Origin of the sequence: Streptomyces sp. A0958 (assembly GCF_004795035.1) — a bacterium.
In the GTDB taxonomy this organism is placed as follows: domain Bacteria; phylum Actinomycetota; class Actinomycetes; order Streptomycetales; family Streptomycetaceae; genus Streptomyces.
On sequence record NZ_SSBK01000007.1, the window covers coordinates 39,938 to 65,164 of the forward strand.

The following is a 25,227-nucleotide window of genomic DNA, read 5'->3' on the forward strand; positions in this document are numbered from 1 at the left end:
TACCGGCTTCGTCCGACGCCCGAGTTTGCGGATAGCCTGACGCGACGCATTCAGCTTCCGGATGGGGGACGGTCGTTACGCATGGCCAGGGAATTCCAACGCGGCCACAAGGCCAAGATCAGCGATCTCACGCCGGGGACGGACCTGTACGTAGGGGTGCAGATCGCCGGCCCGGGACTGACCTTTGACATCAGCTGTTTCGGGCTCGATGCCAATGAGCAGCTCTCCGACGACCGTTATTTCATCTTCTTCAACCAGCCGAAATCCCCCGAGGAGTCCATTCAGCTCCTCGGTGCCCAGGCCGGTGACACAGAGTCGTTCCGCGTCACGCTGGATCGCATTCCGGCGAACATCCACAAGCTGTCGTTCACCGCGACGGTGGACGGCGCCGGGCAGATGTCACAGGTCGGCCCCGGCTACATCCGGATCGTCGCGGGCGGCGAGGAAGTCGTCAGGTACGCGTTCACCGGCTCGGAGTTCAGCACCGAGCGCGCGGTCATGCTGGGCGACTTCTACCGCAAGGACGTCTGGCGGTTCGCCGCGGTCGGCCAGGGCTTCGACGGCGGCCTGGAGGCGCTGCTGAAGAACTTCGGCGGCGAGGTCGCCGAGGAGGAACCGGCCGCCCCGCAGCCGCAGACCGCCGTTCCGCCGTTCGCCCCGCCCGCCCAGGCAACCCCGGCCCCGTCGTTCGGCACCCCAGCAGCACCACAGGCCCCCCAGGCACCGCAGCCCGCACCGTCCTTCGGCACCCCACCCGCCCCCGCTCCGCCCCCCGCCCCGCAGCCGCAGATGCCCGCCGCCCAGCAGCAGATGCACGCCGCGCCGACGATCGTGGCCCCCCTTGCTCCGCAGGGCGGCACCGTACCCCCGCCACCGCCGCCCCCACCGGCCCCGTACGGGCAGCCGGGGCAGCAGTTCGGGCAGCCGCCCCAGCAGCCGCAGTTCGGACAGGTCCCGGGCCAGGCCTCCGGACCGTACGGGCAGCCGGCCCCGGCCCCGTACGGGCAGCAGCCTCCCGGGATGCCGCCGGGCGGGCAGCAGGGCGTGCCGCAAGGCGTTCCGCAGGCCGGCGCGGGGCTGCTGGCCGCGCTCCAGCCGTACAAGGAGACCGCCACCGGTCAGCGCTGGACCTCGCAGAACAGCCAGCTCATGCGGGTCGACCTCACCATGAGCGGCGGTGCCGGAGTGCTGGCCCGGCAGGGCAGCATGGTGATGTACCAGGGCAAGGTCGACTTCAGCTACAAGGGCGCGGGTTTCGCCGGCCGCATGGTCGGTAACGCCACCGGCCAGGAAATGCAGCTGATGCGCTGTACCGGCCGCGGACAGGTCTTCCTCGCCGAGGACGGCACCCATCTGCACGCCATCGAGCTCCAGGGCGACGGCATCTGCGTCTCGGCCGAGAACGTACTGGCCTTCGACGAGTCGCTTCAGTACGAGGTCCGCAGGATCGAAGGCCACGGCATCCCCGGCGGCGCCCTGTTCACCATGCAGTTCCAGGGCACCGGCACCATCGTCGTCAAGACCCACGGCACCCCCGTGGTCCTGCCGGTCACCCCGACCACTTTCGCCGACTGCAACGCCGTGGTGGCCTGGTCGTCCGCTTCCCAGGTGATCGTCTCCAGCCAGGTCCGGCTGCGCCGCAACGCCTACCCCGGGCACAGCGGGGAGACCGTGAACCTCCAGTTCCGGGGCGCCCCCGGCAACTTCATCGTCGTCCAGCCCTACGAGGTCTGAGGGAGCCCGTCATGAACCAGCAACTCGCGGGCTACGCCCCGACCCCGGTCACGGCCCGGATGGAGAACCACGGCCATTCCATGCTGAAGGTCGCCATGGCGACCGGCCAGGACCTCTACGCGCGCACCGGTTCGATGGTGGCGTACGAGGGCTTCATCCAGTACGAGCCCAACCCGCCCGCCGTCCGCCAGATCGCCTCGCAGTGGATCACCGGCGAGGGTGCGCCCCTGATGAAGTGCACCGGGGACGGGCTGCTCTACCTGGCCGACTACGGCGCCGATGTCGTCGTCATCAACCTCAACGACGACTCCCTCTCGGTCAACGGCACCAACGTCCTGGCCTTCGACGGCCACCTCACCTGGGGTGTCGAGCGGGTCAAGGGGCTGGCGAAGTTCGCCGGTCAGGGCCTGTGGAACGTGTGCATCTCGGGTACCGGCTGGGTCGCGATCACCTCGCGCGGCACGCCGATCGTCGTCGACTGCGGACGCGGCGAGGACGAGACGTACGTGGACCCCGACGCCCTCGTGGCCTGGTCCCCGAACCTCAAGGTGAAGGGCAAGCGCAGCTTCAAGGCCTCCTCGCTCATCGGGCGGGGCAGCGGCGAGGCGTTCCAGATGGCCTTCTCCGGCCAGGGGATCGTCGTCGTCCAGCCGAGCGAGGACAGTACCGACCGCCTGCGCATTCGGAACTGACGGGGAGGGAGAACACACCATGCAGAGTCCGCTTTTCAACTACACGGAACAGCAGTCCCAGGACCGGTACACGGTCCAGAACCCGCAGCTCCTGCGGGTCGCGCTGGCCGGCCGCGACGACGTCCTCGCCCGCAAGGGCGCCATGGTCGCCTACCAGGGGCTGATGGAGTTCGACGCCGAATACCAGTCGAACGCGCAGCTCCTCGCCCGCGCCCACACCGGTGAGGGCCTCGACCTGATGCGCTGCTCCGGGCAGGGCACCGTCTTCCTCGCCAACCTGGCGCAGTACATCCACGTGGTGGACGTCGACCACGACGGCCTGACGGTCGACAGCTCCTACGTCCTGGCGCTCGACTCCTCGCTGCACACCGAGGTCATCGCCGTGGACAGCCAGTACGGCATCTCGGGCACCGGCAAGTACCAGCTCAACATCTCCGGCACCGGCAAGGTCGCGCTGATGACCTCGGGCCAGCCGCTGATGATGCAGGTCACGCCCGACAAGTACGTCAGCGCCGACGCCGACGCGATCGTCGCCTGGTCCAGCTCCCTGCGGGTGCAGATGCAGGCCCAGACGCACTCCTCGGGTGTCTTCCGCCGGCGCGGCAACACGGGGGAGGGCTGGGAGCTCAGCTTCCTCGGACAGGGCTTCGCCCTGGTGCAGCCGAGCGAGCTGCTGCCGCCGCAGAACGCCCAGATCGGGCAGGGTCTCGCCGCCCAGTTCGGCGTCGGCCAGCACGGCGCGCACGGCCAGAACCAGAACAACTCCTGGGACTGAGCCACACCGCCAGCAGTGACCACACCACCATCGGTAAGGGGCGGCCTCCCAGGAGGCCGCCCCTTACCGATGGTGTCGTACGGGCGGCTACCGGCCGCCGTCGATCGCCGCGCGCGTCCGCTCCACCAGCCGGACCACCGAGGCGTCGGCGACCCGGGCCACCTCGTCATAGGGGAACCAGCGCAGGTCGAGGGACTCCTCGCTGATCCGCTCCGTGGAGCCCGACGGGGCCAGCGCCGCGTACTGGACGTCCAGGTGCCAGTGGCACGGGGCGGGGATCGGATGACGGTCCAGGACCACCGGCCCGCCCGGCAGCAGGGTCAGCCCGGGGATGCCGGACTCCTCCGTCGCCTCGCGCAGCGCCGCCGCGGCCGGCGTGGCGTCGCCGGGCTCGCAGTGGCCGCCCATCTGCAGCCACATCCGCAGCTTTCGGTGCAGCGTGAGCAGCACCCGGCCGCGCTCCGGGTCGACGACCAGGGCGCTGGCCGTCAGATGCCCGGCCCCGCAGGCCTTCCACATGCCGTCCGGATGGAGCGCCAGGTGCTCCAGGTAGGCCTCGCGCAGCTCCTGCTGGGCGGTGTCGGCCCCGGTTTCGTAACCCTTCAGTACGAGAACGGCTTCGTCGTGCAGGCTCACTTGTCGGTGTTGTCCTTGCCGTCGTCCTCGCCGTCGCTCTTGCCCTTGCTGTCGCTGTCGCCGTCCTCCGAGGTGTCCGCACCGGGCGCGGGCTTCCGCGGCCCGTTCGCCGCCTCGCCGAGCATCTTGTCCAGCTCGGAGAAGTCCAGCTGCTCGTGGTGGACGAAGCCGTCCGGGTCGTCCAGGTCGTGCGCCGTCGGGAGCATGTCGGGGTGCTCCCACAGCGCGTCGCGCCCGTCCAGCCCGCGCGCGTCCGTGAGCGAGGCCCACAGCCGCGAGGCGTCACGCAGCCGCCGCGGACGCAGCTGGAGGCCGATGAGCGTGGCGAACGTCTGCTCGGCGGGGCCGCCGGACGCGCGCCGCCTGCGCATCGTCTCGCGCAGCGCGTCGGCCGAGGTCAGGCGGGACTTCGCGGCCGCGTGCACCACGGCGTCCACCCAGCCCTCGACGAGGGCGAGCGCCGTCTCCAGCCGGGCCAGGGCCGCCTTCTGCTCCGGGGTCTCCTCCGGCTGGAACATGCCCTGCTGCAGCGCCTCCTGCAACTGCTCGGGCTGCGACGGGTCGAACTGGCCGACCACGTCCTCCAGCTTGCTGGTGTCCACCTTGATGCCACGCGCGTAGCCCTCGACCGCACCGAACAGATGCGAGCGCAGCCACGGCACATGGGCGAAGAGCCGCTGGTGGGCGGCCTCGCGCAGCGCCAGATACAGCCGCACCTCGTCCTGCGGAACGCTCAGGTCCTTGCCGAACCGCTCGATGTTCAGCGGAAGGAGCGCGGCCCGCCCGGCCGGGCCCAGCGGCAGTCCGATGTCGGTCGAGCCGACCACCTCGCCCGCCAGCACGCCGACGGCCTGCCCGATCTGCTGGCCGAACATCGCGCCGCCCATCGACCGCATCATGCCGATCAGCGGTCCCGCCATCGCCTGCATCTCCTCGGGCAGCACATCGCCCATGGCGAGGCCGACGCGCTCGGCGACCGGGTCGACCAGCTGCTGCCAGGCGGGGAGCGTCGCCTCGACCCACTCCGCACGGCTCCACGCCACGCTGGAGATCGAACCGGAGGGCAGCGACGTCGCCCCGTCCAGCCAGAGATCGGCCAGGCGCAGCGCCTCGTCGACCGCGGCGCGCTCGGCGGGGCCCACGCTCGCGTCCTTGGAGCCGTCCGGCGTGCCCTGCGACACCGTCTGGCGGGCGATCTGCTTGGCCATGTCCCAGTTCACGGGACCGCCCTCGTAGCTCAGCATCTGGCCGAGCTGCTGGAACGCCGCGCCCAGGTCGTTCGGGTTCATCGAGCCGAACATGGCGGCGAAGGGGTTGTCACCGCCCGCGCCGGGGCCGAAGCCGAACGGGTTCGCCGGACCGCCCGAACCCTGCCCACCTCCGGTGGGGTCGTTCTTCTTGCCCTTGTCGCCGTCGTCCGGCTCCTCCGGCGGAAGGCCGAATCCGAATGGGGTGTCACTCACGGGTTTCCTCGGCTCGTAGGGCCGCCGGTGGGAACCGACGGCGACTGCCCGACATCACCATCCAGCGTAGACACCAAGTCCGCTCAGGGCCTCAGTGCTCCGTCGGCACCGGCCCTGCGGCAGGATGGACGCCACCTGGTACGTACGTGTCACGCGGGTACGTACTGAAGACAACCGCTGGAGACGCCCGGTGAGTTCCCCAGATCCGCAGGTTCGCGCAGCGCGAAACCTGGCCGACCCATCGCCCGAGAAGATCCCCGAGAACAAGTCCGTCCCCGGCCGCCCCAGAAGCCGCGGCCCCGTCGTGGCCGTCACCGGAGCCGCGAAGGGCGTCGGTGAACTCCTCACCGCGCGCCTCGCCGCGTCCGACGAGATCAAGCAGGTCATCGCCATCGACGAGCGCCGGGGCGACGTCTCCGACGCGACCTGGCACCTGCTCGACGTGCGTGACCCGGCCATCGCCGAGAAGCTGCGCGGCGCGGACGTCGTGGTGCACCTGGCGCTCGACCTCGACCTGGAGACGGACCCCGCCGCGCGCACCGCCTACAACGTCCGCGGCACCCAGACCGTGCTGACCGCCGCCGCGGCCGTCGGCGTGCACCGCGTCGTCCTGTGCACGTCCGCGATGGTCTACGGGGCGCTGCCCGACAACGACCTCCCGCTCGCCGAGGACGCCGAGCTGCGGGCCACCGCCGAGGCCACGGGCGTCGGCGACCTGCTGGAGATCGAACGGCTCGGCCGCCGCGCCCCGCGCGCCCACCCCGGGCTCCAGGTCACCGTGGTCCGCCCCACCGTGCTCGTCGGGGGCACGGACACCGCGCTGACCCGCTACTTCGAGTCGCCCCGGCTGCTCGTCGTGGCCGGTTCCCGGCCCGCCTGGCAGTTCTGCCACGTCGACGACCTGGTCACGGCGCTGGAGTACGCGGCGCTGGAGAAGATCGACGGGGAGTTCGCGGTCGGCTGCGACGGCTGGCTCGAACAGGAGGAGGTCGAGGAGCTGAGCGGGGTGCGCCGGATGGAGCTGCCCTCCGCCGTAGCGCTCGGCGCCGCCGCCCGGCTGCACCGGATCGGCCTCACCCCCTCGCCCGCGGGTGACCTGGCGTACACGATGCATCCCTGGGTGGTCAGCGTGAGCCGGCTGCACGACGCCGGATGGCGCCCGAGCTGGACCAACGAGGAGGTGCTGGCCGCGCTCCTGGCGGAGGTGGAGGGGCGCCACACCGTCGCCGGCCGCCGGCTCGGCCGCAAGGACGCCACCGCGGCCGGAGCCGCCGGTGCGACCGTCGCCCTCCTCGGCACCGCCGCCCTGGTCCGCCGCGCCCGCAAGGCCCGCCGCCGCATCTGAGGGCACCGGCCCGCGGTCCGGCGGCTGTAGGAGGCTCCAAGGCGCGGCGCGGCCCGCCGGGTGAATGGGCAATTCCGTGTTGTCGGTGCGGTACGGCACGATGGTGGTCATGGCACTCACGTACGACCACCCGGGCGAGCAGACGGCACTGGACCCGATCCGGCTGCTGGACATCCGTGACACGCCGCTGTCGGTGGACGAGGTCTTCGGGGCGGTCGGCGACGACGCCGCGGGCGGCACCGCGCTCTTCGTCGGCACCGTGCGCAACCACGACGGCGGCCAGGACGTCGACGCCCTCGGCTACTCGTGCCACCCCTCGGCCGGTGACGAGCTGCGCCGGGTGGCGGAGAAGGTCGTCGCGGACTTCCCGGTCCGGGCGATGGCGGCGGTCCACCGAGTGGGTGACCTGCGGGTGGGTGATCTCGCCGTGGTCGTGGCGGTCTCCTGCCCCCATCGCGCGGAGGCGTTCGCGGCCTGCCGCAAGCTCATCGACGACCTCAAGCACGAGGTTCCGATCTGGAAGCACCAGCACTTCTCGGACGGTACGGAGGAGTGGGTCGGAGCCTGCTGAACGCAAACCGGAACGGCGCGCATCAGCCCCGATTTGCGTAACCGCACCCCGGCCGTGAGCGTTGGTCCTGCAGATGGTTAATCTGCTGATCGGTCAGTTGCGACCGCTCATGGGGCAGGGAGGTCGGCATGGCAGCACTCGCCTGGTTGTTGATTCCGCTTTTCGCTGCGTTCGGAGCAGCGATATGGGGAAGCTGGGCCGCCCGTAATCGCACAGCCGGTGACGTCACCGAACTAGCCGGGTACGCACGGTTCCGTGAAGCGATGGAGAAGTCGCACTCCGCTTCCGAACCGGTCGAGCAGATATCGAACGTCTGAGGCCGCGGAAACCGCCCCTCACCGCACCCGCCCCGGCCCCCGTACGGACCGGCCCCGGCGGTGCACTGACAGACCCTTCCCGTACTGTCGTTCCATGCCACGCCGCACCGCGACGATGCTCGCATCCACGTTGATCCTGATCGCGCTAATCTGTGCAGGCGTGCCGTTCAAAGTGCCGTACTCGGAGATGTCCCCCGGCCCGACCGTGAACACGCTCGGCACGGTGGGGGGCGAGCCCGTCCTGCGGATCACCGGCCACGAGACGTACAAGACGTCCGGCAACCTCAACATGACCACCGTCAGGGTCACCGGCGCCGACTACAGCATGAACCTCGTGGAGGCCGTCTACGGGTGGCTGGCCCACGACAGTGTGGTCGTACCGCATGGCACGCTCTACCCGGACGGCAAGACCGAGGAGCAGTCGACGCAGGAGAACGCCGAGGAGTTCAGCCAGTCCCAGGAGAGCGCCAAGGTCGCGGCCCTCACCGAACTGGGCATCCCGGTGACATCGCACGTCGTGGTCTCCACCGTCGTCAAGGACAGCCCCTCCCAGGGCAAGCTCCACGCGGGCGACATCGTCGAGGACGTCGACGGCACGGCGGTCGAGCAGCCCGAGGACGTCGCGAAGCTCGTCACCCGGCACAAGCCCGGCGAGGACGTCACCTTCACGGTGATCCCGGCCAAGACCGCGGCGGCGGCCGAGAAGGCCGGCAAGGAGCCCGAGGGCTCCGAGAAGGTCACCATCACCACCCGCAAGGCCCCCAAGGAGAACCGCGCGATCGTCGGTATCCAGGCGGGGACGGACCACACCTTCCCCTTCGACATCGACATCAAGCTCGCCGACGTCGGCGGTCCGAGCGCCGGTCTGATGTTCGCCCTGGGCATTGTCGACAAGCTGACCCCGGGGCAGCTGACCGGCGGGAAGTTCATCGCCGGCACGGGCACCATCGACGACGACGGCAAGGTCGGCCCGATCGGCGGGATCAACATGAAGCTGGTCGGCGCGCGGAACGCGGGCGCACGCTACTTCCTGACCCCCGACGAGAACTGCAAGGCCGCCGCCGCCGACACCCCCGACGGGCTCACCCTGATCCGGGTCAGGACCATCGGCGACGCCAAGAAGTCCCTGGACAAGCTCCGCGCGGGGGACACGGCCGGACTGCCGAGCTGCTCGGCGGGCTGACCGCGCCCCCGTACCGGGTGGAGCGGGACGGTCAGGACTCGAAGGTCGCGGCCAGGGCCTCGGCCAGCCCCGGAACCAGGCCGGCGCCGGTCAGCACCTCGCTCGGCGAGTCCTTCTCGCGCAGGCGTACGGCCGACTCGCGCGCCCCGTCCCGGAGCACGGCCACGGTCATCCGGACCTCCTGCCGGTCCGGGTGCTTGGCGACCCAGTCGGTCAGCCGGGCATCGTCGAGACCTTCCGGCACGGAGGCCTCGGCGGACGGCGGCAGCATCAGCCGCTCCACCGTCATCGCGCACCCGACGACGGCGTCGGGCCAGGCGATCGTGGCGAGGAACTCGTCGAGCGCGGTGCCCGCCGGAAGCTCCTCCTGCTCGATGGGGGTCAGCGCGGCGGGCTTCGAGCTGTCGTCGTCCAAGCCGAGCTGGGCGGCGAGCCCCGGCTCCTGGACCCGCAGCCGCGCGGTGTCGACCAGGGCGAAGAGCCGGGCGGGCTGGTCCCAGCCGAGGTTGGAGATGTACTCGTCGATTTCGAGCACCGCGACGGTGAGCGGGCTCGCGGCCATCGGGGGGCCTGAGGGGGAAACGTTGGGCATGGACAACATCCTGCCTCCTTCCGCCCCGGGAACGGGAACTAGGTAAAGCATCAGTAAGTTGAAGGGATGGGCTCTACGATCGCTGGGCCCGCTCCACACGACCCGCGAACTTCGAGGTGCGCACGTTGGCTTTCCAGATGCCGGACCGCGGCGGAGGCCCGACCGGGCCACGGATCAGAGTCGGCCGCCCGTCCCGGCGCGCCCGAACCCTGCTCATGACACTCGGCGTCCTGGCGATTCTCGCCATGGCGTTCGTCATGTTCGCCGGGTTCTGGACGGACTGGCTCTGGTACCGGTCGGTCGCGTATTCGTCCGTCTTCACCACCACCCTGTGGACCAAGATCGGGCTGTTCCTCGTCTTCGGACTGCTGATGGCCCTGGCCGTCGGTCTGAACATCTGGCTCGCGCACCGGCTCAGGCCGCCGCTGAGCGCGATGTCGCTGGAGCAGCAGAGCCTGGACCGCTACCGGATGAGTCTCGCCCCGTACAAGAAGTGGGTGCTGCTCGCGATCACCGCGCTCGTCGGTCTGATCGCCGGGGCCTCCGCCTCGGGCCAGTGGCGTACCTGGCTGATGTATGTGAACGGCGTGTCGTTCGGCCAGAAGGACCCCCAGTTCCATCTGGACGTGTCGTTCTACGCCTTCGACCTGCCCTGGTACCGCTTCCTGCTCGGCTTCGGCTTCGCGGCCACCGTCCTCTCGCTGATCGCCGCCGCGCTGACCCACTACCTGTACGGCGGGCTGCGCATCACCAGCCCCGGCGCGCGGGCGACGGGTGCGGCCACCGGCCACCTCTCGGTGCTGCTCGGCGTCTTCGTGGCGCTGAAGGCCGTGGCGTACTGGCTGGACCGCTACGGCCTGGCCGTGAAGTCCAGTGACTTCAAGGCCACGGACAACTGGACGGGCCTGCGGTACGTCGACGCCAACGCCTACCTGCCGGCGAAGACGATCCTGTTCTGCATCGCCGCGATCTGCGCCGTGCTGTTCTTCGCGACGCTCTGGCGGCGCACCTGGCAGCTTCCGGTGATCGGCTTCGGGCTGATGGTCCTCTCGGCGATCCTGATCGGCGGGCTCTACCCGGCGATCGTGCAGAAGTTCCAGGTCCAGCCGAACGAGCAGGCCAAGGAAGCCCCGTTCATCCAGAAGAACATCAAGGCCACGCGCGAGGCCTACGACATCGACGACGCGCAGGTCACGGACTACACGGGCAAGTCGACCGAGGACGACGACGCCAAGCTCCGGGCGAGCGCGGACTCCGCGGCGAGCTACCGGGTGATGGACCCCAACGTCGTCTCGCCGGCCTTCCAGCAGCTCCAGCAGAAGAGGAACTACTACCAGTTCCCCAAGACGCTGGACGTCGACCGCTACAAGGACGCGTCCGGCAAGGAGCAGGACACGGTCATCGGTCTGCGCGAGCTCAACATCCAGGGCATCCCCAAGCGCAACTGGATCAACGACCACTTCACCTACACCCACGGCTACGGTGCCATCGCCGCCCGGGGCACCACGACCGGCAAGAACCCGAAGGGATCTCCCGACTTCACCGAGTCCGGCCTGCCGACCACCGGCGACCTGGGCACGTACAAGCAGGAGATCTACTACGGCGAGAAGACCGAGCAGTACTCCATCGTCGGCGGGCCCCAGAAGGAGCTCGACTACGAGGAGGACGGCGAGAAGACCACCAGCTACCAGGGCGACAGCGGGGTCAGTCTCTCCAACGCGTTCAACCGGGCCGCGTACGCGGTGGCGTTCAGCGAGCCGCAGATCCTGTACTCGGGAGCCATCGGCGACGGTTCGCGGATTCTCTACAACCGCACGCCCAAGGAGCGCGTCGAGGCGGTGGCCCCCTGGCTCACCATCGACGGCGACGCCTACCCGGCCGTGGTGAACCACCGCATCCAGTGGGTGGTCGACGCCTACACCACGACCAACGGCTACCCGTACGCCTCGCGCACGACGCTCGGTGACACCACGGCCGACTCGCTGACCACCAACCAGCGCGCGGTCGTCGCCCAGCAGAACCAGGTCAACTACATCCGCAACTCGGTGAAGGCGACCGTCGACGCGTACGACGGCACGGTCACGCTGTACGAGTGGGACACCAAGGACCCGGTCCTCAAGACCTGGCGCAAGGCGTTCCCCGGGACCGTGAAGCCCAGGGCGGACATCCCCCAGGAGCTCATGGACCACCTGCGCTACCCGCAGGACCTGTTCAAGGTGCAGCGCGAGCTGCTGACCCGCTACCACGTCACGAGCCCCGCCCAGTTCTACAGCGGCAGTGACGCCTGGCAGGTCCCGGACGACCCGACCAACAAGGAGTCCGGTTCCGTCCCGCCGTACTACCTGAGCATAAAGATGCCGGACCAGTCGGCTCAGAAGTTCTCGCTGACCACGACGTTCACCCCCAAGGGACGGCCCGACCTCGGGGCGTTCATGGCGGTGGACGCGGATGCGGCCGGCAAGGACTACGGCACGATAAGACTCCTGAGAGTCACCGGTGCGGTGAAGGGCCCGGGCCAGGTACAGAGTGAGCTCAACGGCAACGACGACGTCGCCGAGTTCGTGAGAAACCTCAAGGGCACCGACTCCGACATCGAGTACGGCAACCTGCTGACCGTGCCGCTCGAAGGGGGCTTCCTCTACATCGAGCCGGTCTACACGCGCGGTGGCACGCAGAACTACCCGCTGCTGCGCAAGGTCGCCGCCTCCTACGGCTCGAAGATCGTCTTCGAGAACAGTCTCGGTGAGGCGCTCAACGCCGTCTTCGGCGCCGAGGGTTCCGATACGAGCGAGCCACCGTCCGACACCACCGAGCCACCGGACACCTCCCAGCCGCCGGCCACCGGTGACGCCGCCCTCAAGAAGGCGATCGCCGATGCGCAGAAGGCGTACACGGAGGGTGAGGCGGCCCTGAAGAAGCAGGACTGGTCGGCCTACGGCAAGGCGCAGACCGATCTCCAGGACGCGCTGGAGCGGGCGGCCGCGGCCCAGTCCAAGGCCGACAGCGACAGCAAGAGTGACAAGCCCGACAAGAGCGACAAGACTGACAAGAGCAACAAGGCTGACGCCTCGGACAAGTCGGGTGAAGTAGATGATGCGGCGAAGGGTGACAGTGGGGGCTGAGTGACCCGGTAAAGCTTCACCTCCGCGTCGTGGTACGGTTTGAACACAACGACGCGGGGTGGAGCAGCTCGGTAGCTCGCTGGGCTCATAACCCAGAGGTCGCAGGTTCAAATCCTGTCCCCGCTACTGAAAGACGAAGGCCCGGATCTCCTCCAGGGGAGATCCGGGCCTTCGTCGTGTCGCGGCGACTCTTTCGTGTGGTGGGCGTGAAGTGCGGTTCGCGGGGCACGAGTTGGCCGCGGACGTGTTTGACTTGTCTCTCTGTGGGCATGTCGACAAAACGCTGAAGTGACCTCACTGGCCGCGATATACCAGGTGTACGCGGGTTGCAGGTGGTGCGACGATGGTATTTATGGGGGACAGGGCAACTCTGTTGAAGACAGGGCGGTTTGTGCAGGGTCACGTCCATCCGGCGGAAAAAATGGCGGATGTGGTGTTTGCCGCTGCCACCGCGCAGTACAACGACATCATCGAGAGCGCCGAGACTGCGGAGCGTGCCGCGAGCGTCGAGAGTGCAGAGACCGCTGAGACCGCCGACGGCGTGGAGAACGCCGAGGGAGCGGAGACCGCGGCGAGCGCGGACAACGCCGAGAGCGAGGCCCGCCACCGCCGCGCCGCCGACGCCGGGGACACCGCTTCGATGAGCGTGCTCGGCGCGCTGCTGCTGCGCCGCGGCGACCTGGCCGGCGCCGAACCCTACCTGCGCGCCGCCACCGCCGACGGCGACCGGGCCGCGGCCAACAACCTGGGCGTCCTGCTGCACCAGCGCGGATACCCCGACGAGGCCGCGGGCTGGTGGCGGACCGCCGCCGTCGCCGGCTCCGCCGCCGCCGCGCACGCCCTGGGCCGTCACCTCCGCGAGCGCGGGGACGAGCCCGGCGCCGAGTACTGGCTGCGCCAGTCCGCCGAGCAGGGCCACGCCCTGGGCGCGTACGCCCTAGCCGACCTCCTGGAACACCGCAGCGACGTCGGCGCCGAGCGCTGGCTGCGCGCCGCCGCCGAGCAGGGCCACCGCGAGGCGGCCTACCGGCTCGCGCGCATGCTGGAGCGCAACGCCGCCGAAGCCGACCACGACGTGTTCGGCCGCACCGGCCTCGGCCCCCGCACCGGCACGGGCCCCCGCACCGGCACGGGCCCCCGCACCGGCACGGGCCCCCGCACCGGCCTCGGCCCCCGCACCGGCACCGGCCACGGGGCGGGCCCGGCCGCGCCCCGGCGCACCGCCGCACGCAAGGGCGACAGCCCGGTCGCCGGGCCCGAACCGGCCGGCACCGGCGAGGCAGAGCAGTGGTACCGGCAGGCCGCGGCGCGCGGCCACCGGCGCGCCGCCCTGCACCTCGGCGCCATCCTCGAACAGCGCGGCGAGCTCAGGGAGGCCGGCCGCTGGTACCTCATCGCGGCCAAGGCCGGTGAGGCCCGGGCCGCCTGCGCGCTCGGTTTCCTGCTGCGCGACGCGGGCGACCGGGAGAGCGCCGCCGTGTGGTGGCTGCGCGCCGCCCAGGACGGCGACGGCAACGCCGCGAACGCCCTCGGCGCGCTGCACGCGGCCCGGGGCGAGCAGCAGACCGCCGAGCGCTGGTACCGCGCGGCGATGGACGCGGGCGACGTCAACGGCGCGTACAACCTCGGGCTGCTCTGCGCCGCCCAGGACCGCACGGCGCAGGCCGAGCAGTGGTACCGCCGCGCCGCCTACGCGGGCCACCGCGAGGCCGCCAACGCGCTGGCCGTGCTCCTGCTCCAGGCCGGCGACCCGGTCGGCGCCGAGCCCTGGTTCTCCAAGGCGGCCGAGGCGGGCAGCGTCGACGCCGCCTTCAACCTCGGCATCCTGTACGCCGGGCGCGACGAGGACCGCACGGCCCTGCTCTGGTACGAGCGGGCCGCGGCGGCAGGCCACACCGAGGCGGCGCTCCAGGTCGGCATGGCGCTGCTGCACCACGGCGAGGAGCGCGAGGCCGAGAGGCATCTGCGCTGCGCGGCTGGCGGCGGCAGCGCGGAGGCGGCCTTCCGGCTTGCCGGGGTGCTCGACTCGCGGCAGCCGCCGCCCGGACCGCCCGCGCTGGGCGAGCCGCTGCCGGAGAAGACCGAGTGCGAGGAGTGGTACGAGCGGGCGGCCGAGCAGGGGCACCGCCGCGCCCAGGTCCGCGTCGGCATGCTCGCCGCGTCCCGGGGGGACGTGGAGAGCGCCGGCCGCTGGTACCGCGAGGCGGCCGAGGCGGGCAGCCGCAACGGGGCCTTCAACCTCGGCCTGCTGCTCGCCCGCGAGGGCAGTGAGCGCGAAGCCGCCCTGTGGTGGACCCGGGCCGCCGCCGAGGGGCACGGGCGGGCCGCGCTGCGCCTCGCCCTGCTGGCCGCGCGCCGCGGTGAGCTGACCGAGGGGCAGCGCTGGTGTGCGCGCGCGGTCGAGCTGGGGCCCGCAGAGGTCGCGGAGCGCGCGGCGCGGCTGCGCGAGGCGCTGCACCAGGAACTGACCGCCTAGGCACCCGCGCAACGAATTTGCGCTGGTCCGAGGGGTGCCGTAGGGTTATGAACACAACGACGCGGGGTGGAGCAGCTCGGTAGCTCGCTGGGCTCATAACCCAGAGGTCGCAGGTTCAAATCCTGTCCCCGCTACTGAAGACAGAAGGCCGGATCTTTTCGAAGATCCGGCCTTCTGTGTATGTGCCGCACACGCGCCGAAGGGAATGTCCGGCGTAGGCGGCGGGAAGCGCGTGGTTCAGGCGGCCGCGGCGCACTCCGGGCAGACGCCCCGGTAGGTCATCTCGACGCCGGAGATCGTGAAGCCGAAGCGCTCACCGGACGGCAGGTCCGCCAGCGGGTCGCCCGACGGGTGCACATCGCGGATGGCGCCGCACTTCGCGCACACCAGGTGGTGGTGGGCGCGGTGGGCGTTGGGGTCGTAGCGCTTGGCGCGGCGGTCGGTGGAGACCTCGATGACCTCGCCGAGGGTCACCATCTCGCCGAGCGTGTTGTAGACGGTGGCGCGGGAGATCTCGGGCAGCTTGGCCACCGCCCGTGCGTGGACCTCGTCGGCCGTCAGGTGCACATGGTCCCCGTCGAGGACCTCGGCCACGACGCGCCGCTGTGCGGTCATACGCCAGCCGCGTCCTCGAAGTCGTTCCAGCAGGTCACTCATGGGCGCCAGTCTAGCAGCGCGCGAGCCATATCTTGAATAGGTGCGACTTTGGATGTCTGCTTGACTTGGATTTTGTCTATTGTAGGATCGCTTAAGGCATCGGCCGGAGGACAGGAAGGCCGCGAAGCCGTGCACGCATGAGGACATGACGTGCGGAAACGACTCAGGAGGCGCACGTGACGCAGGGACCGCTCACCACGGAGGCCGGCGCACCGGTCGCCGACAACCAGCAGAGCGAGACCGCGGGTGTCGGCGGTCCGGTCCTGGTGCAGGACCAGTCGCTGCTGGAGAAGCTCGCGCACTTCAACCGCGAGCGCATTCCGGAGCGCGTGGTGCACGCACGCGGCGCCGGCGCGTACGGCACGTTCACGCTGACCCGTGACGTATCGCAGTGGACGCGGGCCAAGTTCCTCTCCGAGGTCGGCAAGCAGACGGAGACGTTCCTGCGCTTCTCCACCGTCGCGGGCAACCTCGGCGCCGCCGACGCCGTACGGGACCCGCGCGGCTTCGCGCTGAAGTTCTACACCGAGGAGGGCAACTACGACCTCGTCGGCAACAACACCCCGGTGTTCTTCATCAGGGACGCCATCAAGTTCCCCGACTTCATCCACACCCAGAAGCGCGACCCGTACACCGGCTCCCAGGAGGCGGACAACGTATGGGACTTCTGGGGGCTGTCGCCCGAGTCCACCCACCAGGTGACCTGGCTCTTCGGTGACCGCGGCATCCCCGCCTCGTACCGCCACATGGACGGCTTCGGCTCGCACACCTACCAGTGGAACAACGAGGCGGGCGAGGTCTTCTGGGTCAAGTACCACTTCAAGACCGACCAGGGCATCAAGAACCTCACCACCGACGAGGCCAACCGCCTCTCCGGTGTGGACCCCGACAGCCACCAGCGGGACCTGCGCGAGTCCATCGAGCGCGGCGACTTCCCGTCCTGGACCGTGCTGGTGCAGATCATGCCGGCGGCCGAGGCGGCGACGTACCGCTTCAACCCGTTCGACCTCACCAAGGTGTGGCCGCACGCGGACTACCCGCCGATCGAGATCGGCAAGCTGGAGCTCAACCGCAACCCGCAGAACATCTTCGCCGAGGTCGAGCAGTCCATCTTCAGCCCCGCGCACTTCGTGCCCGGCATCGGCCCGTCCCCGGACAAGATGCTCCAGGGCCGTCTGTTCGCGTACGGCGACGCGCACCGCTACCGCGTCGGCATCAACGCCGACCACCTGCCGGTGAACCGCCCGCACGCCACCGAGGCGCGCACCAACAGCCGTGACGGCTACCTGTACGACGGCCGCCACAACGGCGCGAAGAACTACGAGCCGAACAGCTTCGGCGGCCCCGCCCAGACCGACCGGCCGCTGTGGGAGTCCACCCCCGTCACGGGCGGCACCGGCCACCACGAGACCCCGCGCCACGCCGAGGACGACGACTTCGTGCAGGCCGGAAACCTGTACCGGCTCATCTCCGAGGACGAGAAGATCCGGCTGATCGACAACCTCTCCGGGTTCATCGCGAAGGTCTCGCGCGACGACATCGCCGAGCGCGCGGTCAACAACTTCCGCCGGGCCGACGAGGACTTCGGCAAGCGGCTGGAAGCGGCCGTGCAGGCGCTGCGCGCCTGAACCCCTCGTCGCACCATGACCGGCCCGGCCCCCGCACCCGGGGGCCGGGCCGGTCATGTGTGCGGTGCGGTGCGGTCAGCCGACCAGTTCGGCCGGGTGGCGGCGCAGCGGTGACCAGCAGCGGATGATGTCGCGCACCGAGACGATCCCGACCGGCCCGTCGTCGTCCAGCACGATCAGGTGGCGGAAGCCGCCGTGCGTCATGGCCGCCGCGGCCTCTTCGAGGGTCCAGACAGGTGCGGCGAAGACCACGTCGTTGGTGGTGTGCGCGGATGCGGTCTCGGTGTCGGGGTCCTGGCCCGAGCCGACCGCGTCGAGGATGTCGCGCTCGGTGAGGATGCCGAGCCCGCTGGTATCGGGGTCGTGCACGACGGCCGCTCCGATCCGGCGGGCCGACATCAGCCGGGCGGCCTGGCGCAGGGTATGGGCCGGGCCGATGGTGAGGACCACCGTGCTCATGGCGTCACGGACGAGCATGAAGAGAGTCACCTCCTCGGTGAAGCGACCACGCGAGCCGATTCACAAGTTCACAAGTGGGGGAGCTCTCAGAGTCGCACCGATACGAGAGGGCAACAAGGGGTCGCGAAGATCACTGGAGGGGCGTGCGGGCGTGCGGCACGCCCCTCCGGTGTCGGGTACGCCGTCCGGCGGGATCGGGTACGCCGTCCGGCAGGCGGGGAAGCGGTCAGTAGCGCTGGTTCAGATAACCCAGCAGCTCATGGTGGAGCGTGCCGTTCGACGCCGCGGCGTTCCCGCCGCCCGGCCCGCTGACACCGTCCAGACTGGTGAAACTGCCCCCCGCCTCCTGGACGATGACCGCGTTCGCCGCCATGTCCCAGAGCGAGAGCTCCGGCTCCGCGCAGATGTCCACGGACCCCTCGGCGACCATCATGTAAGGCCAGAAGTCCCCGTAGCCACGGGTGCGCCAGCAGGCCCGGGTCAGGTCCATGAACCCGTCGAGCCGGCCCTGCTCCTCCCAGCCGGTCAGCGAGGAGTACGCGAACGAGGCGTCCGCGATCCGCTCCACCTTCGACACGTGCAGCCGGGTCGCGGAGGTCAGGCTGCGGCCGGTGAACGCCCCCGCGCCCTTCGCCGCCCACCAGCGCCGGTTCAGCGCGGGCGCCGACACCACCCCGACCACCGGCTGGAAGCCCTCCTCGCCGGCCTCCATCAGCGAGATCAGCGTCGCCCAGACCGGCACGCCCCGCACGTAGTTCTTGGTGCCGTCGATCGGGTCGACCACCCAGCGCCGCGGCCCCGTGCCTTCGATCCCGTACTCCTCGCCCAGGATCGCGTCGCGCGGGCGCGCCCGGTGCAGATGCCCCCGGATCAGCTCCTCGGCGGCCTTGTCGGCCTCGCTCACCGGCGTCATGTCCGGCTTGGTCTCGACCTTGAGGTCCAGGGCCTTGAACCGGTCCATGGTCACCGCGTCGGCGGCGTCCGCCAGCACGTGGGCGAGGCGCAGATCATCGTGGTAATCGGGCATGCCGTCACAGTATCGACCCGCGGGTGACCCGGGCCACAGGGCCCCGGAGCGGTCAGTGGGCGGAGCCCGAGAGCTGGAGGCCGATCACGCCGAGGATGACCAGCGAGATGGAGATCAGCTTGAGCACCGAGACCACGTCGTTGAGGAAGATCATGCCGTAGATCGCCGTGCCCGCCGCGCCGATGCCGGTCCACACCGCGTACGCGGGCCCGACGTCGAGCTTCTTCAGCGACAGGGTCAGCAGGCCGAAGCTGCCGAGCGCGAAGGCACAGAACGCGATGGTCGGCCACAGCCGGGAGAAGCCGTGCGAGAGCTTCAGGCAGACCGCGAAGCCGGTCTCCAGAAGTCCCGCGACCACGACCAGCAGCCACGCCATCGTCAGTGCCCTCCCGCATCGGTGACCGCCTGGTGGCGCCCGGTGCCGCCGGGCGTGATTCGTGATTATGCACTTACCGGCGGCGAGTGATCGCAAACGTACCCGGCCCGGTCGTCTCGCGTCGCATCCGGCCCCCCGGGGACCGGTCGTCCGCGCCTCGTACCCGGACCGGGCAGACCCTAGTCGCCCTCGCGCCGGTTGCGGGTGGACAGCAGCCGGCGCAGCGAGTCCAGCCGCGCCGGGTCCGCGTGCCCCGCCGCCACCCAGGCGTCCAGCGCGCATTCCGGTTCGTGGCTGTCGTGGGTGCAGCCGCGCGGGCACTCCTCGGTGCCGGGCTGGAGGTCGGGGAAGGCGTTGATGACCCGGGACGGGTCGACGTGGTGCAGCCCGAACGAGCGGACGCCCGGGGTGTCGATCACCCAGCCCCGGTAGTCCGGCAGCGGCAGGGCAAGCGCCGACGTCGTGGTGTGCCGGCCCCGGCCGGTGACCGCGTTGACGACCCCGGTGGTGCGCCGCTTCTCCTTCGGCACCAGCGCGTTGACCAGGGTGGTCTTGCCGACGCCGGAGTGCCCGACGAAGGCGGTCACCCGGTCCTTGAGCTGCTCGCGGACCCGGTCGGCCGCGTCCCCGTTCTCCAGCTCCTCGCGGCTGGTGACGACGAACGGCACGCCCAGCGGGGTGTACGCGCTCAGCAGCTTGTCCGGCGAGGCCAGGTCGGACTTGGTCAGCACCAGGAGCGGGGAGAGCCCGCCGTCGTACGCGGCGACCAGGCAGCGGTCGATCATGCGCGGGCGGGGTTCCGGATCGGCCAGTGCGGTGACGATCGCCAGCTGGTCCGCGTTGGCCACGACCACCCGCTCGAACGGGTCGTCGTCGTCCGCCGTCCGGCGCAGCACCGAGCGGCGCTCACCGATGCGCACGATCCGGGCGAGGGTGTCCTTGTCGCCGGACAGATCGCCGACCAGGGAGACGGTGTCGCCGACCACCGCGGCCTTGCGGCCCAGCTCGCGGGCCTTCATCGCGGTGATCGTGCGGCCGTCCACGAGACAGGTGAGGCGGCCCCGGTCCACGGTGAGGACCATGCCCTCCTCGGCGTCCTCGTGCTTGGGCCGGATGTGGGTACGCGGCCGGTTGCCCTTGCGGTTGGGGCGGACGCGGATGTCGTCCTCGTCGGGGTTCTTGCCGTAGCGGCGCATGTCTCAGGCCCCGAGCATTCCGGTCCACATCTGCGGGAAGTCGGGCAGGGTCTTGGCGGTCGTCGCCACGTTCTCGATCTCCACTCCGGGGACGGCAAGGCCGATGATCGACCCCGCGGTGGCCATCCGGTGGTCGTCGTACGTATGGAAGGTACCGCCGTGCAGCGGTCGCGGCCGGATGTGGAGTCCGTCCGCGGTCTCGGTGACGTCGCCGCCCAGCTCGTTGATCTCCTTGGTGAGCGCGGCCAGCCGGTCCGTCTCGTGGAGCCGCAGGTGGGCGACGCCGCTCAGCGTCGAGGGGGAGTCGGCCAGGGCGGCGACGGCCGCGATGCCCGGGGTCAGCTCGCCGACCTCGCCGAGGTCCACGTCGATGCCGTGGACGCGGCCCGAGCCGGTGAGGGTGAGCCCGTGCTCGGTCAGCTCGCAGCTGCCGCCCATCGCGGTGAAGATCTCGCGCAGCGCGTCACCGGGCTGCGTGGTGCGCAGCGGCCAGTCCGGGATGGTGACCCGCCCGCCGGTGACCAGCGCCGCGGCCAGGAACGGCTGGGCGTTGGAGAGGTCCGGCTCGATGGTCAGGTCGCGGCCGAGCAGGGCGGAGGGGGAGACCCGCCAGACGTTCGGCTCGCCGCCCGTCTCCGGCTCGTCCACCTGCGCGCCCACGGCCCGCAGCATGTCGACGGTCATCCGGATGTGCGGCATGGAGGGCAGCCGGTCGCCGATGTGGCGGACCTCCACGCCCTGGTTGAAGCGCGGCGCCGACAGCAGCAGCGCCGAGACGAACTGGGAGGACGAGGAGGCGTCGATCGCGACCGGGCCGCCGTCCAGCGCCCCGCTGCCGTGCACGGTCATCGGCAGCGAGCCCCGGGAGTCGTCGTCGATCCGGGCGCCGAGCACCCGCAGGGCGTCGATCACCCCGGTCAGCGGGCGCTCGTAGGAGCGCGGGTCGCCGTCGAAGCGGACCTCGCCCTCGGCGAGCGTGGCGACCGGGGGCAGGAAGCGCATGACCGTACCGGCGTTGCCGACGTCCACCGTGACCGGGCCGTGCAGGGGGGCGGGGATGACCCGCCATGCCTCGCCCGCGGCCTGCGGGCCCTCGGCGCCGTCCGTCGCCGCGGAGCTGGACGACACCGTCTCCTCGATGCGTACGCCCATGGCGCGCAGCGCGTCCGCCATCAGCAGGGTGTCGCGGGAACGCAGCGGGCGGCGCAGCCAGCCCGGCTCCGAGGAGAGCGCGGCGAGCACCAGCGCGCGGTTGGTGACCGACTTGGAACCGGGCACGGTGACGGTCGCGTCGACGGCCCCGCTCGCGTGGGGGGCGGGCCAGAGGGCGGGATGCACGGCGCTTTCGGTCATGCGCTCACTTTAGAGGTTCGGGCCGTGGTGGGCCCGGTCACAGCCCCAGCAGCCAGCGGCCCCCGCCGATCAGCGAGCACAGCGAGACCGCGTGGAACAGGAACAGCCAGAGCGCGGCCGGTACGTCGGTCAGCCGGGCCAGCTGGTCCGCGTCCGAGTCCGGGGCCCCGCCGCGCCGCCGCTTCGACTGCAGCTCGAACGGCGGGCGCACCCCGCCCAGCAGCAGGAACCAGACCGCGCTGTAGGCGAACAGCGACTGCCAGGCCGGCGAGGCCAGCCAGGACACGAGCAGGAAGAGCGAACCGGTGAAGATGACCGTCAGCGCCCCGTACACGTTGCGGATCATCACCAGCATCACCGCGAGCAGGGCCGTGGCCACCCACAGCAGCAGCGTGATCCGGCCGTCCACCAGCAGCCAGGCGCCGCCGAGCCCGAGCAGGGAGGGCGCGGTGTAGCCCGCCGCCGCGGTCAGGACCATGCCGATGCCGGTCGGCTTGCCCCGGCTGACGGTCAGCCCGCTGGTGTCCGAGTGCAGCCGGATACCCGAGAGCTGCCGGCCGGCGAGCAGGGCGACCAGACCGTGGCCGCCCTCGTGGGCGATGGTGATCGCGTTGCGGGACAGCTGCCACAGGGCGTTCGGGACGACGGCGATGAGGGCCGCCGTGGCGGTGACCACCACCAGCCACTGCTCGGGCGCGGGCTGGGTGCCGACGACGCGGTCCCACAGATTGCCGAGATCGGTGCTGTCCATGGGGTGGGCGGCTCCTTGCGGGAATGGGGTCCGGTCGGGACGGCGGTCGTGGCAGTCTGGCACTTATGTGCGGACGGTATGCAGCGAGTCGGCGGCCCGAGGATCTGACCGGACTCTTCCAGGTGGAGAGGTGGGAACCGGTCGAGACGCTGGAGCCCGACTACAACGTGGCGCCGACCAAGGAGGTCTACGCCGTACTGGAACGTCCTGTGAAAGACGCGGACGACCAGCGTCCGGTTCGCCAGCTGCGCGCCCTGAAATGGGGGCTGGTCCCGTCCTGGGCCAAGGGCCCCGAGGGCGCCGCCCGGATGATCAACGCCCGCGCCGAGACGGTCCACGAGAAGCCGTCCTTCCGCCGCCCCTTCGTCTCCCGGCGCTGCATCCTGCCCGCCGACGGCTATTACGAGTGGGTGACCGGTGCCGAGGAGAGGCAGCTGGAGGAGAAGGGCCGCCGCAAGCGCCCCCGTAAGCAGCCCTACTTCGTGACCCCCGCCGACGGCTCGGTCTTCGCCATGGCCGGTCTGTACGAGTTCTGGCGCGACCGGACCCTGCCCGACGACCACCCGCAGGCCTGGTGGGTGACCTGCTCGGTGATCACCACCGAGGCGGAGACCGGCCCGCTCGCCGTGGCCCCCGCCGACGGCCCGGCCGCGCTCGCCGACATCCACCCCCGGATGCCGCTGATGCTCACCCCGGACCGCTGGGACGACTGGCTGGACCCCTCGCGCACCGACATCGAGGAGCTGCGCGGCCTGCTCGCACCGCCGCCCCCGGGCCTGATGCGCGCCTACCCGGTGGCGACCGCCGTCAGCAACGTCCGCAACAACGGGCCCGAGCTGAAGGACGAGCTGGCCGAGCCCGAGGTGAGCACGCTCTTCTGACCCACGCGCCACCCGCGTACCGCGCACCGGAGTTGGTTGGATGGGAGCCGTGAACACCGACGGCACGACACCGCCCACCGAAACGGTCGAGACCGAGGCCGGGACCGCCCGGATCACCTGGCTGACGGCCACCGCGCCGCGTCTCCTGCTCGCGCTCGGCCACGGCGCCGGCGGCGGCATCGAGGCCCGCGACCTGAAGGCCCTGGGCGCCGCCCTGCCCGCGCACGGGGTGAGCGTCGCCCTGGTGGAGCAGCCCTGGCGGGTCGCCGGCAAGAAGCTCGCGCCCGCACCGAAGACCCTGGACACCGGCTGGCGCGGCCTGTGGCCCGCGCTTGCCGCCCCCGGGCTCCCGGTCGTAGCCGGCGGGCGCAGCGCCGGGGCCCGGGTGGCCTGCCGCACCGCGGCCCCGCTCGGCGCCCGGGCGGTCCTCGCGCTCAGCTTCCCGCTGCACCCGCCGGGCCGCCCCGAGAAGACCCGCGCGGACGAACTGCTGGGCTGCCGGGTGCCCGCGCTCGTCGTCCAGGGCGGCAACGACCCGTTCGGCAGGCCCGCCGAATTCCCCCCGGGCGACTACCGGATCACCGAGGTGCCGCACGGCGACCACGGCTTCGCGGTACCCAAGAGGTCCGGCCTGACCGAGGCTCAGGCGATGGAGTCCATCACCGCGTCCGTCACCGAGTGGCTGGCGGACATCGTGTGACGTGCGTCGCGGCGTTCCCCCGCCCGCACGGCCCGGGAATGCCCGGCACAGGGCCGCTGTTGTTCCGGACATCGGTACACCAACGTCGTATGTGGAGAGGGAGTCCGTCGCATGGGTTCGACCATCTGCCCGCGTCGCTCGAACACCGCTGACCTGGAGTGGACGGTCCTGCATGCGGCCAGGACCGCCCCCGAGCGGTCCCTCGGCGCGACGGAACGACAGCCCGCGCCGGACCAAGGTCGACTATTCTCCGATGCGAGCGGGTCCGGTTTCGGCTCCGCCCCAGCGTTGGAGGAGGTGGGTCCGGTCACTGGGACCGACACAGGGACCGACGACGGCCGCCCGCAGGAGACGACGGCCGAGCGCAACGCGCGCTTCGAGCGCGACGCCCTCGGTTTCCTCGACCAGATGTACTCGGCGGCGCTGCGCATGACGCGCAACCCCGCGGACGCCGAGGACCTGGTCCAGGAGACGTACGCCAAGGCGTACGGCTCCTTCCATCAGTTCCGTGAGGGCACCAACCTCAAGGCGTGGATGTACCGCATCCTGACGAACACCTTCATCAACACGTACCGGAAGAAGCAGCGCGAACCCCAGCGCAGCGCCGCCGAGGAGATCGAGGACTGGCAGCTGGCCCGCGCCGAGTCGCACATGTCGACCGGGCTGCGCTCCGCCGAGTCGCAGGCCCTCGACCACCTGCCCGACTCGGACGTGAAGTCCGCACTGCAGGCGATCCCGGAAGAGTTCCGCATCGCGGTCTATCTCGCCGATGTCGAGGGCTTTGCCTACAAGGAGATCGCGGACATCATGGGGACTCCCATCGGTACGGTGATGTCCCGACTGCACCGGGGCCGCCGTCAACTGCGCGGCATGCTGGAGGACTACGCCCGTGACCGCGGGCTCGTCCCCGCCGGCGCCGGTGAGTCGGACGATCGGAAAGGCTCGGGCTCATGAGCTGCGGAGAGCCGCACGAGACGGAGTGCGCAGAGGTCCTCGATCACCTCTATGAGTTTCTCGACCGGGAGATGCCCGACAGCGACTGCACCAAGTTCGAGGCGCATTTCGTCGAGTGTTCCCCCTGCCTGGAGAAGTACGGCCTGGAGCAGGCCGTCAAGAAGCTGGTGAAGCGCTGCTGCGGTCAGGACGACGTCCCGGCCGACCTGCGCTCGAAGGTGATGGGCCGCATCGACCTCATCCGTTCGGGACAGGCGGTGCCGGAACAGGACGTCACGGTCTCCGGCACCGAGGTGCCGACCGCCGCCAAGGAATGACGCTTCACCCGAACGTGCTAAT

The 25,227-nt window shown here is 70.8% G+C and carries 24 protein-coding genes and 2 tRNA genes; 16 read left to right on the forward strand and 10 right to left on the reverse strand.

Annotated features, from left to right (window positions below):
- Nucleotides 1–81: 81 nt before the first annotated feature.
- The 3 genes from E6P78_RS09850 to E6P78_RS09860 are packed head-to-tail and all read left to right on the forward strand — an operon-like array spanning nucleotide 82 to nucleotide 3,201.
- Nucleotides 82–1,734 carry a TerD family protein gene (locus E6P78_RS09850; RefSeq protein WP_136203166.1) on the forward strand — a complete coding sequence of 551 codons (1,653 nt, stop codon included), beginning with the start codon at nucleotides 82–84 and terminating at the stop codon, nucleotides 1,732–1,734.
- Nucleotides 1,735–1,745: 11 nt separating this feature from the next.
- Nucleotides 1,746–2,426 carry an AIM24 family protein gene (locus E6P78_RS09855; protein ID WP_136203167.1) on the forward strand — a complete coding sequence of 227 codons (681 nt, stop codon included), beginning with the start codon at nucleotides 1,746–1,748 and terminating at the stop codon, nucleotides 2,424–2,426.
- Between the two features lie 19 nt (nucleotides 2,427–2,445).
- Nucleotides 2,446–3,201 carry an AIM24 family protein gene (locus E6P78_RS09860; RefSeq protein ID WP_136203168.1) on the forward strand — a complete coding sequence of 252 codons (756 nt, stop codon included), beginning with the start codon at nucleotides 2,446–2,448 and terminating at the stop codon, nucleotides 3,199–3,201.
- An 87-nt stretch (nucleotides 3,202–3,288) separates the two neighbouring features.
- On the opposite strand, the gene E6P78_RS09865 is transcribed toward E6P78_RS09860, so the two are convergent.
- Nucleotides 3,289–3,837, reverse strand: coding sequence for an NUDIX hydrolase (locus E6P78_RS09865; protein ID WP_136203169.1), 549 nt, complete (start codon nucleotides 3,835–3,837; stop codon nucleotides 3,289–3,291).
- Nucleotides 3,834–5,300 carry a zinc-dependent metalloprotease gene (locus tag E6P78_RS09870; RefSeq protein ID WP_136203170.1) on the reverse strand — a complete coding sequence of 489 codons (1,467 nt, stop codon included), beginning with the start codon at nucleotides 5,298–5,300 and terminating at the stop codon, nucleotides 3,834–3,836. The genes E6P78_RS09865 and E6P78_RS09870 overlap by 4 nt, the downstream gene beginning before the upstream one ends.
- Nucleotides 5,301–5,490: 190 nt before the next feature.
- On the opposite strand from E6P78_RS09870, the gene E6P78_RS09875 reads away from it, so the two are divergent.
- From E6P78_RS09875 to E6P78_RS09890, 4 genes are all read left to right on the forward strand, one after another.
- A complete protein-coding gene (locus E6P78_RS09875; protein WP_136203171.1) occupies nucleotides 5,491–6,645 on the forward strand; it encodes an SDR family oxidoreductase in 1,155 nt (384 codons plus the stop codon).
- Nucleotides 6,646–6,754: 109 nt separating this feature from the next.
- A complete protein-coding gene (locus E6P78_RS09880; protein ID WP_136203172.1) occupies nucleotides 6,755–7,216 on the forward strand; it encodes a molybdenum cofactor biosynthesis protein MoaE in 462 nt (153 codons plus the stop codon).
- A 128-nt stretch (nucleotides 7,217–7,344) separates the two neighbouring features.
- Nucleotides 7,345–7,533 carry a hypothetical protein gene (locus E6P78_RS09885; protein ID WP_136203173.1) on the forward strand — a complete coding sequence of 63 codons (189 nt, stop codon included), beginning with the start codon at nucleotides 7,345–7,347 and terminating at the stop codon, nucleotides 7,531–7,533.
- A 94-nt stretch (nucleotides 7,534–7,627) separates the two neighbouring features.
- Complete coding sequence (locus tag E6P78_RS09890; protein WP_136203174.1) at nucleotides 7,628–8,716, forward strand: PDZ domain-containing protein; 1,089 nt, start codon at nucleotides 7,628–7,630, stop codon at nucleotides 8,714–8,716.
- A gap of 31 nt (nucleotides 8,717–8,747) precedes the next feature.
- On the opposite strand, the gene E6P78_RS09895 is transcribed toward E6P78_RS09890, so the two are convergent.
- On the reverse strand, nucleotides 8,748–9,317 hold the full coding sequence (locus E6P78_RS09895; RefSeq protein WP_240799131.1) for a PPA1309 family protein: 570 nt from the start codon (nucleotides 9,315–9,317) through the stop codon (nucleotides 8,748–8,750).
- Nucleotides 9,318–9,445: 128 nt separating this feature from the next.
- Here E6P78_RS09895 and E6P78_RS09900 point away from each other — a divergent pair, with 128 nt between their 5' ends.
- The 4 genes from E6P78_RS09900 to E6P78_RS09915 all read left to right on the forward strand — a co-directional run bounded on the left by E6P78_RS09900 (nucleotide 9,446) and on the right by E6P78_RS09915 (nucleotide 15,040).
- Nucleotides 9,446–12,430: a UPF0182 family protein gene (locus E6P78_RS09900; RefSeq protein WP_206307779.1), complete on the forward strand. Its 2,985-nt coding sequence runs from the start codon at nucleotides 9,446–9,448 to the stop codon at nucleotides 12,428–12,430.
- A 52-nt stretch (nucleotides 12,431–12,482) separates the two neighbouring features.
- Nucleotides 12,483–12,556, forward strand: a tRNA-Met gene (locus E6P78_RS09905).
- Between the two features lie 217 nt (nucleotides 12,557–12,773).
- A complete protein-coding gene (locus E6P78_RS09910) occupies nucleotides 12,774–14,906 on the forward strand; it encodes a tetratricopeptide repeat protein (RefSeq protein ID WP_206307771.1) in 2,133 nt (710 codons plus the stop codon).
- A 60-nt stretch (nucleotides 14,907–14,966) separates the two neighbouring features.
- Nucleotides 14,967–15,040, forward strand: a tRNA-Met gene (locus E6P78_RS09915).
- A 103-nt stretch (nucleotides 15,041–15,143) separates the two neighbouring features.
- Here E6P78_RS09915 and E6P78_RS09920 read toward each other — a convergent pair.
- Entirely contained in the window at nucleotides 15,144–15,563 is a 420-nt protein-coding gene (locus E6P78_RS09920) for a Fur family transcriptional regulator (RefSeq protein ID WP_136203177.1), read from the reverse strand.
- 176 nt (nucleotides 15,564–15,739) lie between these two features.
- Here E6P78_RS09920 and E6P78_RS09925 point away from each other — a divergent pair, with 176 nt between their 5' ends.
- Nucleotides 15,740–17,191 (forward strand): catalase, encoded by a 1,452-nt coding sequence (locus tag E6P78_RS09925; RefSeq protein ID WP_136203178.1) that lies wholly within the window; start codon nucleotides 15,740–15,742, stop codon nucleotides 17,189–17,191.
- Between the two features lie 75 nt (nucleotides 17,192–17,266).
- Here the strand turns inward: E6P78_RS09925 and E6P78_RS09930 are convergent, their stop codons facing one another.
- The 6 genes from E6P78_RS09930 to E6P78_RS09955 all read right to left on the reverse strand — a co-directional run bounded on the left by E6P78_RS09930 (nucleotide 17,267) and on the right by E6P78_RS09955 (nucleotide 22,353).
- A complete protein-coding gene (locus E6P78_RS09930; RefSeq protein ID WP_136203179.1) occupies nucleotides 17,267–17,668 on the reverse strand; it encodes a CBS domain-containing protein in 402 nt (133 codons plus the stop codon).
- A gap of 208 nt (nucleotides 17,669–17,876) precedes the next feature.
- Nucleotides 17,877–18,677 (reverse strand): histidinol-phosphatase, encoded by an 801-nt coding sequence (gene hisN, locus E6P78_RS09935; protein WP_136203180.1) that lies wholly within the window; start codon nucleotides 18,675–18,677, stop codon nucleotides 17,877–17,879.
- A gap of 52 nt (nucleotides 18,678–18,729) precedes the next feature.
- On the reverse strand, nucleotides 18,730–19,053 hold the full coding sequence (locus tag E6P78_RS09940) for a multidrug efflux SMR transporter (RefSeq protein WP_136203181.1): 324 nt from the start codon (nucleotides 19,051–19,053) through the stop codon (nucleotides 18,730–18,732).
- Between the two features lie 179 nt (nucleotides 19,054–19,232).
- Complete coding sequence (rsgA, locus tag E6P78_RS09945) at nucleotides 19,233–20,249, reverse strand: ribosome small subunit-dependent GTPase A (RefSeq protein WP_136203182.1); 1,017 nt, start codon at nucleotides 20,247–20,249, stop codon at nucleotides 19,233–19,235.
- Between the two features lie 3 nt (nucleotides 20,250–20,252).
- A complete protein-coding gene (gene aroA, locus E6P78_RS09950; protein WP_136203183.1) occupies nucleotides 20,253–21,602 on the reverse strand; it encodes a 3-phosphoshikimate 1-carboxyvinyltransferase in 1,350 nt (449 codons plus the stop codon).
- A gap of 37 nt (nucleotides 21,603–21,639) precedes the next feature.
- Complete coding sequence (locus tag E6P78_RS09955; protein WP_136203184.1) at nucleotides 21,640–22,353, reverse strand: M50 family metallopeptidase; 714 nt, start codon at nucleotides 22,351–22,353, stop codon at nucleotides 21,640–21,642.
- A gap of 65 nt (nucleotides 22,354–22,418) precedes the next feature.
- On the opposite strand from E6P78_RS09955, the gene E6P78_RS09960 reads away from it, so the two are divergent.
- The 4 genes from E6P78_RS09960 (at nucleotide 22,419) to rsrA (ending at nucleotide 25,205) form a co-directional block, all read left to right on the forward strand.
- Nucleotides 22,419–23,234, forward strand: coding sequence for an SOS response-associated peptidase (locus E6P78_RS09960; protein WP_136203185.1), 816 nt, complete (start codon nucleotides 22,419–22,421; stop codon nucleotides 23,232–23,234).
- A gap of 40 nt (nucleotides 23,235–23,274) precedes the next feature.
- Nucleotides 23,275–23,934 carry an alpha/beta family hydrolase gene (locus tag E6P78_RS09965; RefSeq protein WP_136203186.1) on the forward strand — a complete coding sequence of 220 codons (660 nt, stop codon included), beginning with the start codon at nucleotides 23,275–23,277 and terminating at the stop codon, nucleotides 23,932–23,934.
- A gap of 297 nt (nucleotides 23,935–24,231) precedes the next feature.
- Nucleotides 24,232–24,888 carry a sigma-70 family RNA polymerase sigma factor gene (locus E6P78_RS09970; RefSeq protein WP_168712595.1) on the forward strand — a complete coding sequence of 219 codons (657 nt, stop codon included), beginning with the start codon at nucleotides 24,232–24,234 and terminating at the stop codon, nucleotides 24,886–24,888.
- Nucleotides 24,885–25,205, forward strand: coding sequence for a mycothiol system anti-sigma-R factor (rsrA, locus tag E6P78_RS09975; RefSeq protein ID WP_136203188.1), 321 nt, complete (start codon nucleotides 24,885–24,887; stop codon nucleotides 25,203–25,205). The genes E6P78_RS09970 and rsrA overlap by 4 nt, the downstream gene beginning before the upstream one ends.
- Nucleotides 25,206–25,227: the final 22 nt, after the last annotated feature.

Excerpts from the sequence above, each read along its gene's own strand:
- E6P78_RS09850 (WP_136203166.1), top strand. The coding sequence starts at position 82 with ATGGCCAGGGAATTCCAACGCGGCCACAAGGCCAAGATCAGCGATCTC.
- E6P78_RS09855 (WP_136203167.1), top strand. The coding sequence starts at position 1,746 with ATGAACCAGCAACTCGCGGGCTACGCCCCGACCCCGGTCACGGCCCGG.
- E6P78_RS09860 (WP_136203168.1), top strand. The coding sequence starts at position 2,446 with ATGCAGAGTCCGCTTTTCAACTACACGGAACAGCAGTCCCAGGACCGG.
- E6P78_RS09880 (WP_136203172.1), top strand. The coding sequence starts at position 6,755 with ATGGCACTCACGTACGACCACCCGGGCGAGCAGACGGCACTGGACCCG.
- E6P78_RS09885 (WP_136203173.1), top strand. The coding sequence starts at position 7,345 with ATGGCAGCACTCGCCTGGTTGTTGATTCCGCTTTTCGCTGCGTTCGGA.
- E6P78_RS09890 (WP_136203174.1), top strand. The coding sequence starts at position 7,628 with ATGCCACGCCGCACCGCGACGATGCTCGCATCCACGTTGATCCTGATC.
- E6P78_RS09895 (WP_240799131.1), bottom strand. The coding sequence starts at position 9,317 with ATGTTGTCCATGCCCAACGTTTCCCCCTCAGGCCCCCCGATGGCCGCG.
- E6P78_RS09900 (WP_206307779.1), top strand. The coding sequence starts at position 9,446 with ATGCCGGACCGCGGCGGAGGCCCGACCGGGCCACGGATCAGAGTCGGC.
- E6P78_RS09910 (WP_206307771.1), top strand. The coding sequence starts at position 12,774 with ATGGTATTTATGGGGGACAGGGCAACTCTGTTGAAGACAGGGCGGTTT.
- E6P78_RS09920 (WP_136203177.1), bottom strand. The coding sequence starts at position 15,563 with ATGAGTGACCTGCTGGAACGACTTCGAGGACGCGGCTGGCGTATGACC.
- E6P78_RS09930 (WP_136203179.1), bottom strand. The coding sequence starts at position 17,668 with ATGCTCGTCCGTGACGCCATGAGCACGGTGGTCCTCACCATCGGCCCG.
- hisN (WP_136203180.1), bottom strand. The coding sequence starts at position 18,677 with ATGCCCGATTACCACGATGATCTGCGCCTCGCCCACGTGCTGGCGGAC.
- E6P78_RS09940 (WP_136203181.1), bottom strand. The coding sequence starts at position 19,053 with ATGGCGTGGCTGCTGGTCGTGGTCGCGGGACTTCTGGAGACCGGCTTC.
- rsgA (WP_136203182.1), bottom strand. The coding sequence starts at position 20,249 with ATGCGCCGCTACGGCAAGAACCCCGACGAGGACGACATCCGCGTCCGC.
- aroA (WP_136203183.1), bottom strand. The coding sequence starts at position 21,602 with ATGACCGAAAGCGCCGTGCATCCCGCCCTCTGGCCCGCCCCCCACGCG.
- E6P78_RS09955 (WP_136203184.1), bottom strand. The coding sequence starts at position 22,353 with ATGGACAGCACCGATCTCGGCAATCTGTGGGACCGCGTCGTCGGCACC.
- E6P78_RS09960 (WP_136203185.1), top strand. The coding sequence starts at position 22,419 with ATGTGCGGACGGTATGCAGCGAGTCGGCGGCCCGAGGATCTGACCGGA.
- E6P78_RS09965 (WP_136203186.1), top strand. The coding sequence starts at position 23,275 with ATGGGAGCCGTGAACACCGACGGCACGACACCGCCCACCGAAACGGTC.
- rsrA (WP_136203188.1), top strand. The coding sequence starts at position 24,885 with ATGAGCTGCGGAGAGCCGCACGAGACGGAGTGCGCAGAGGTCCTCGAT.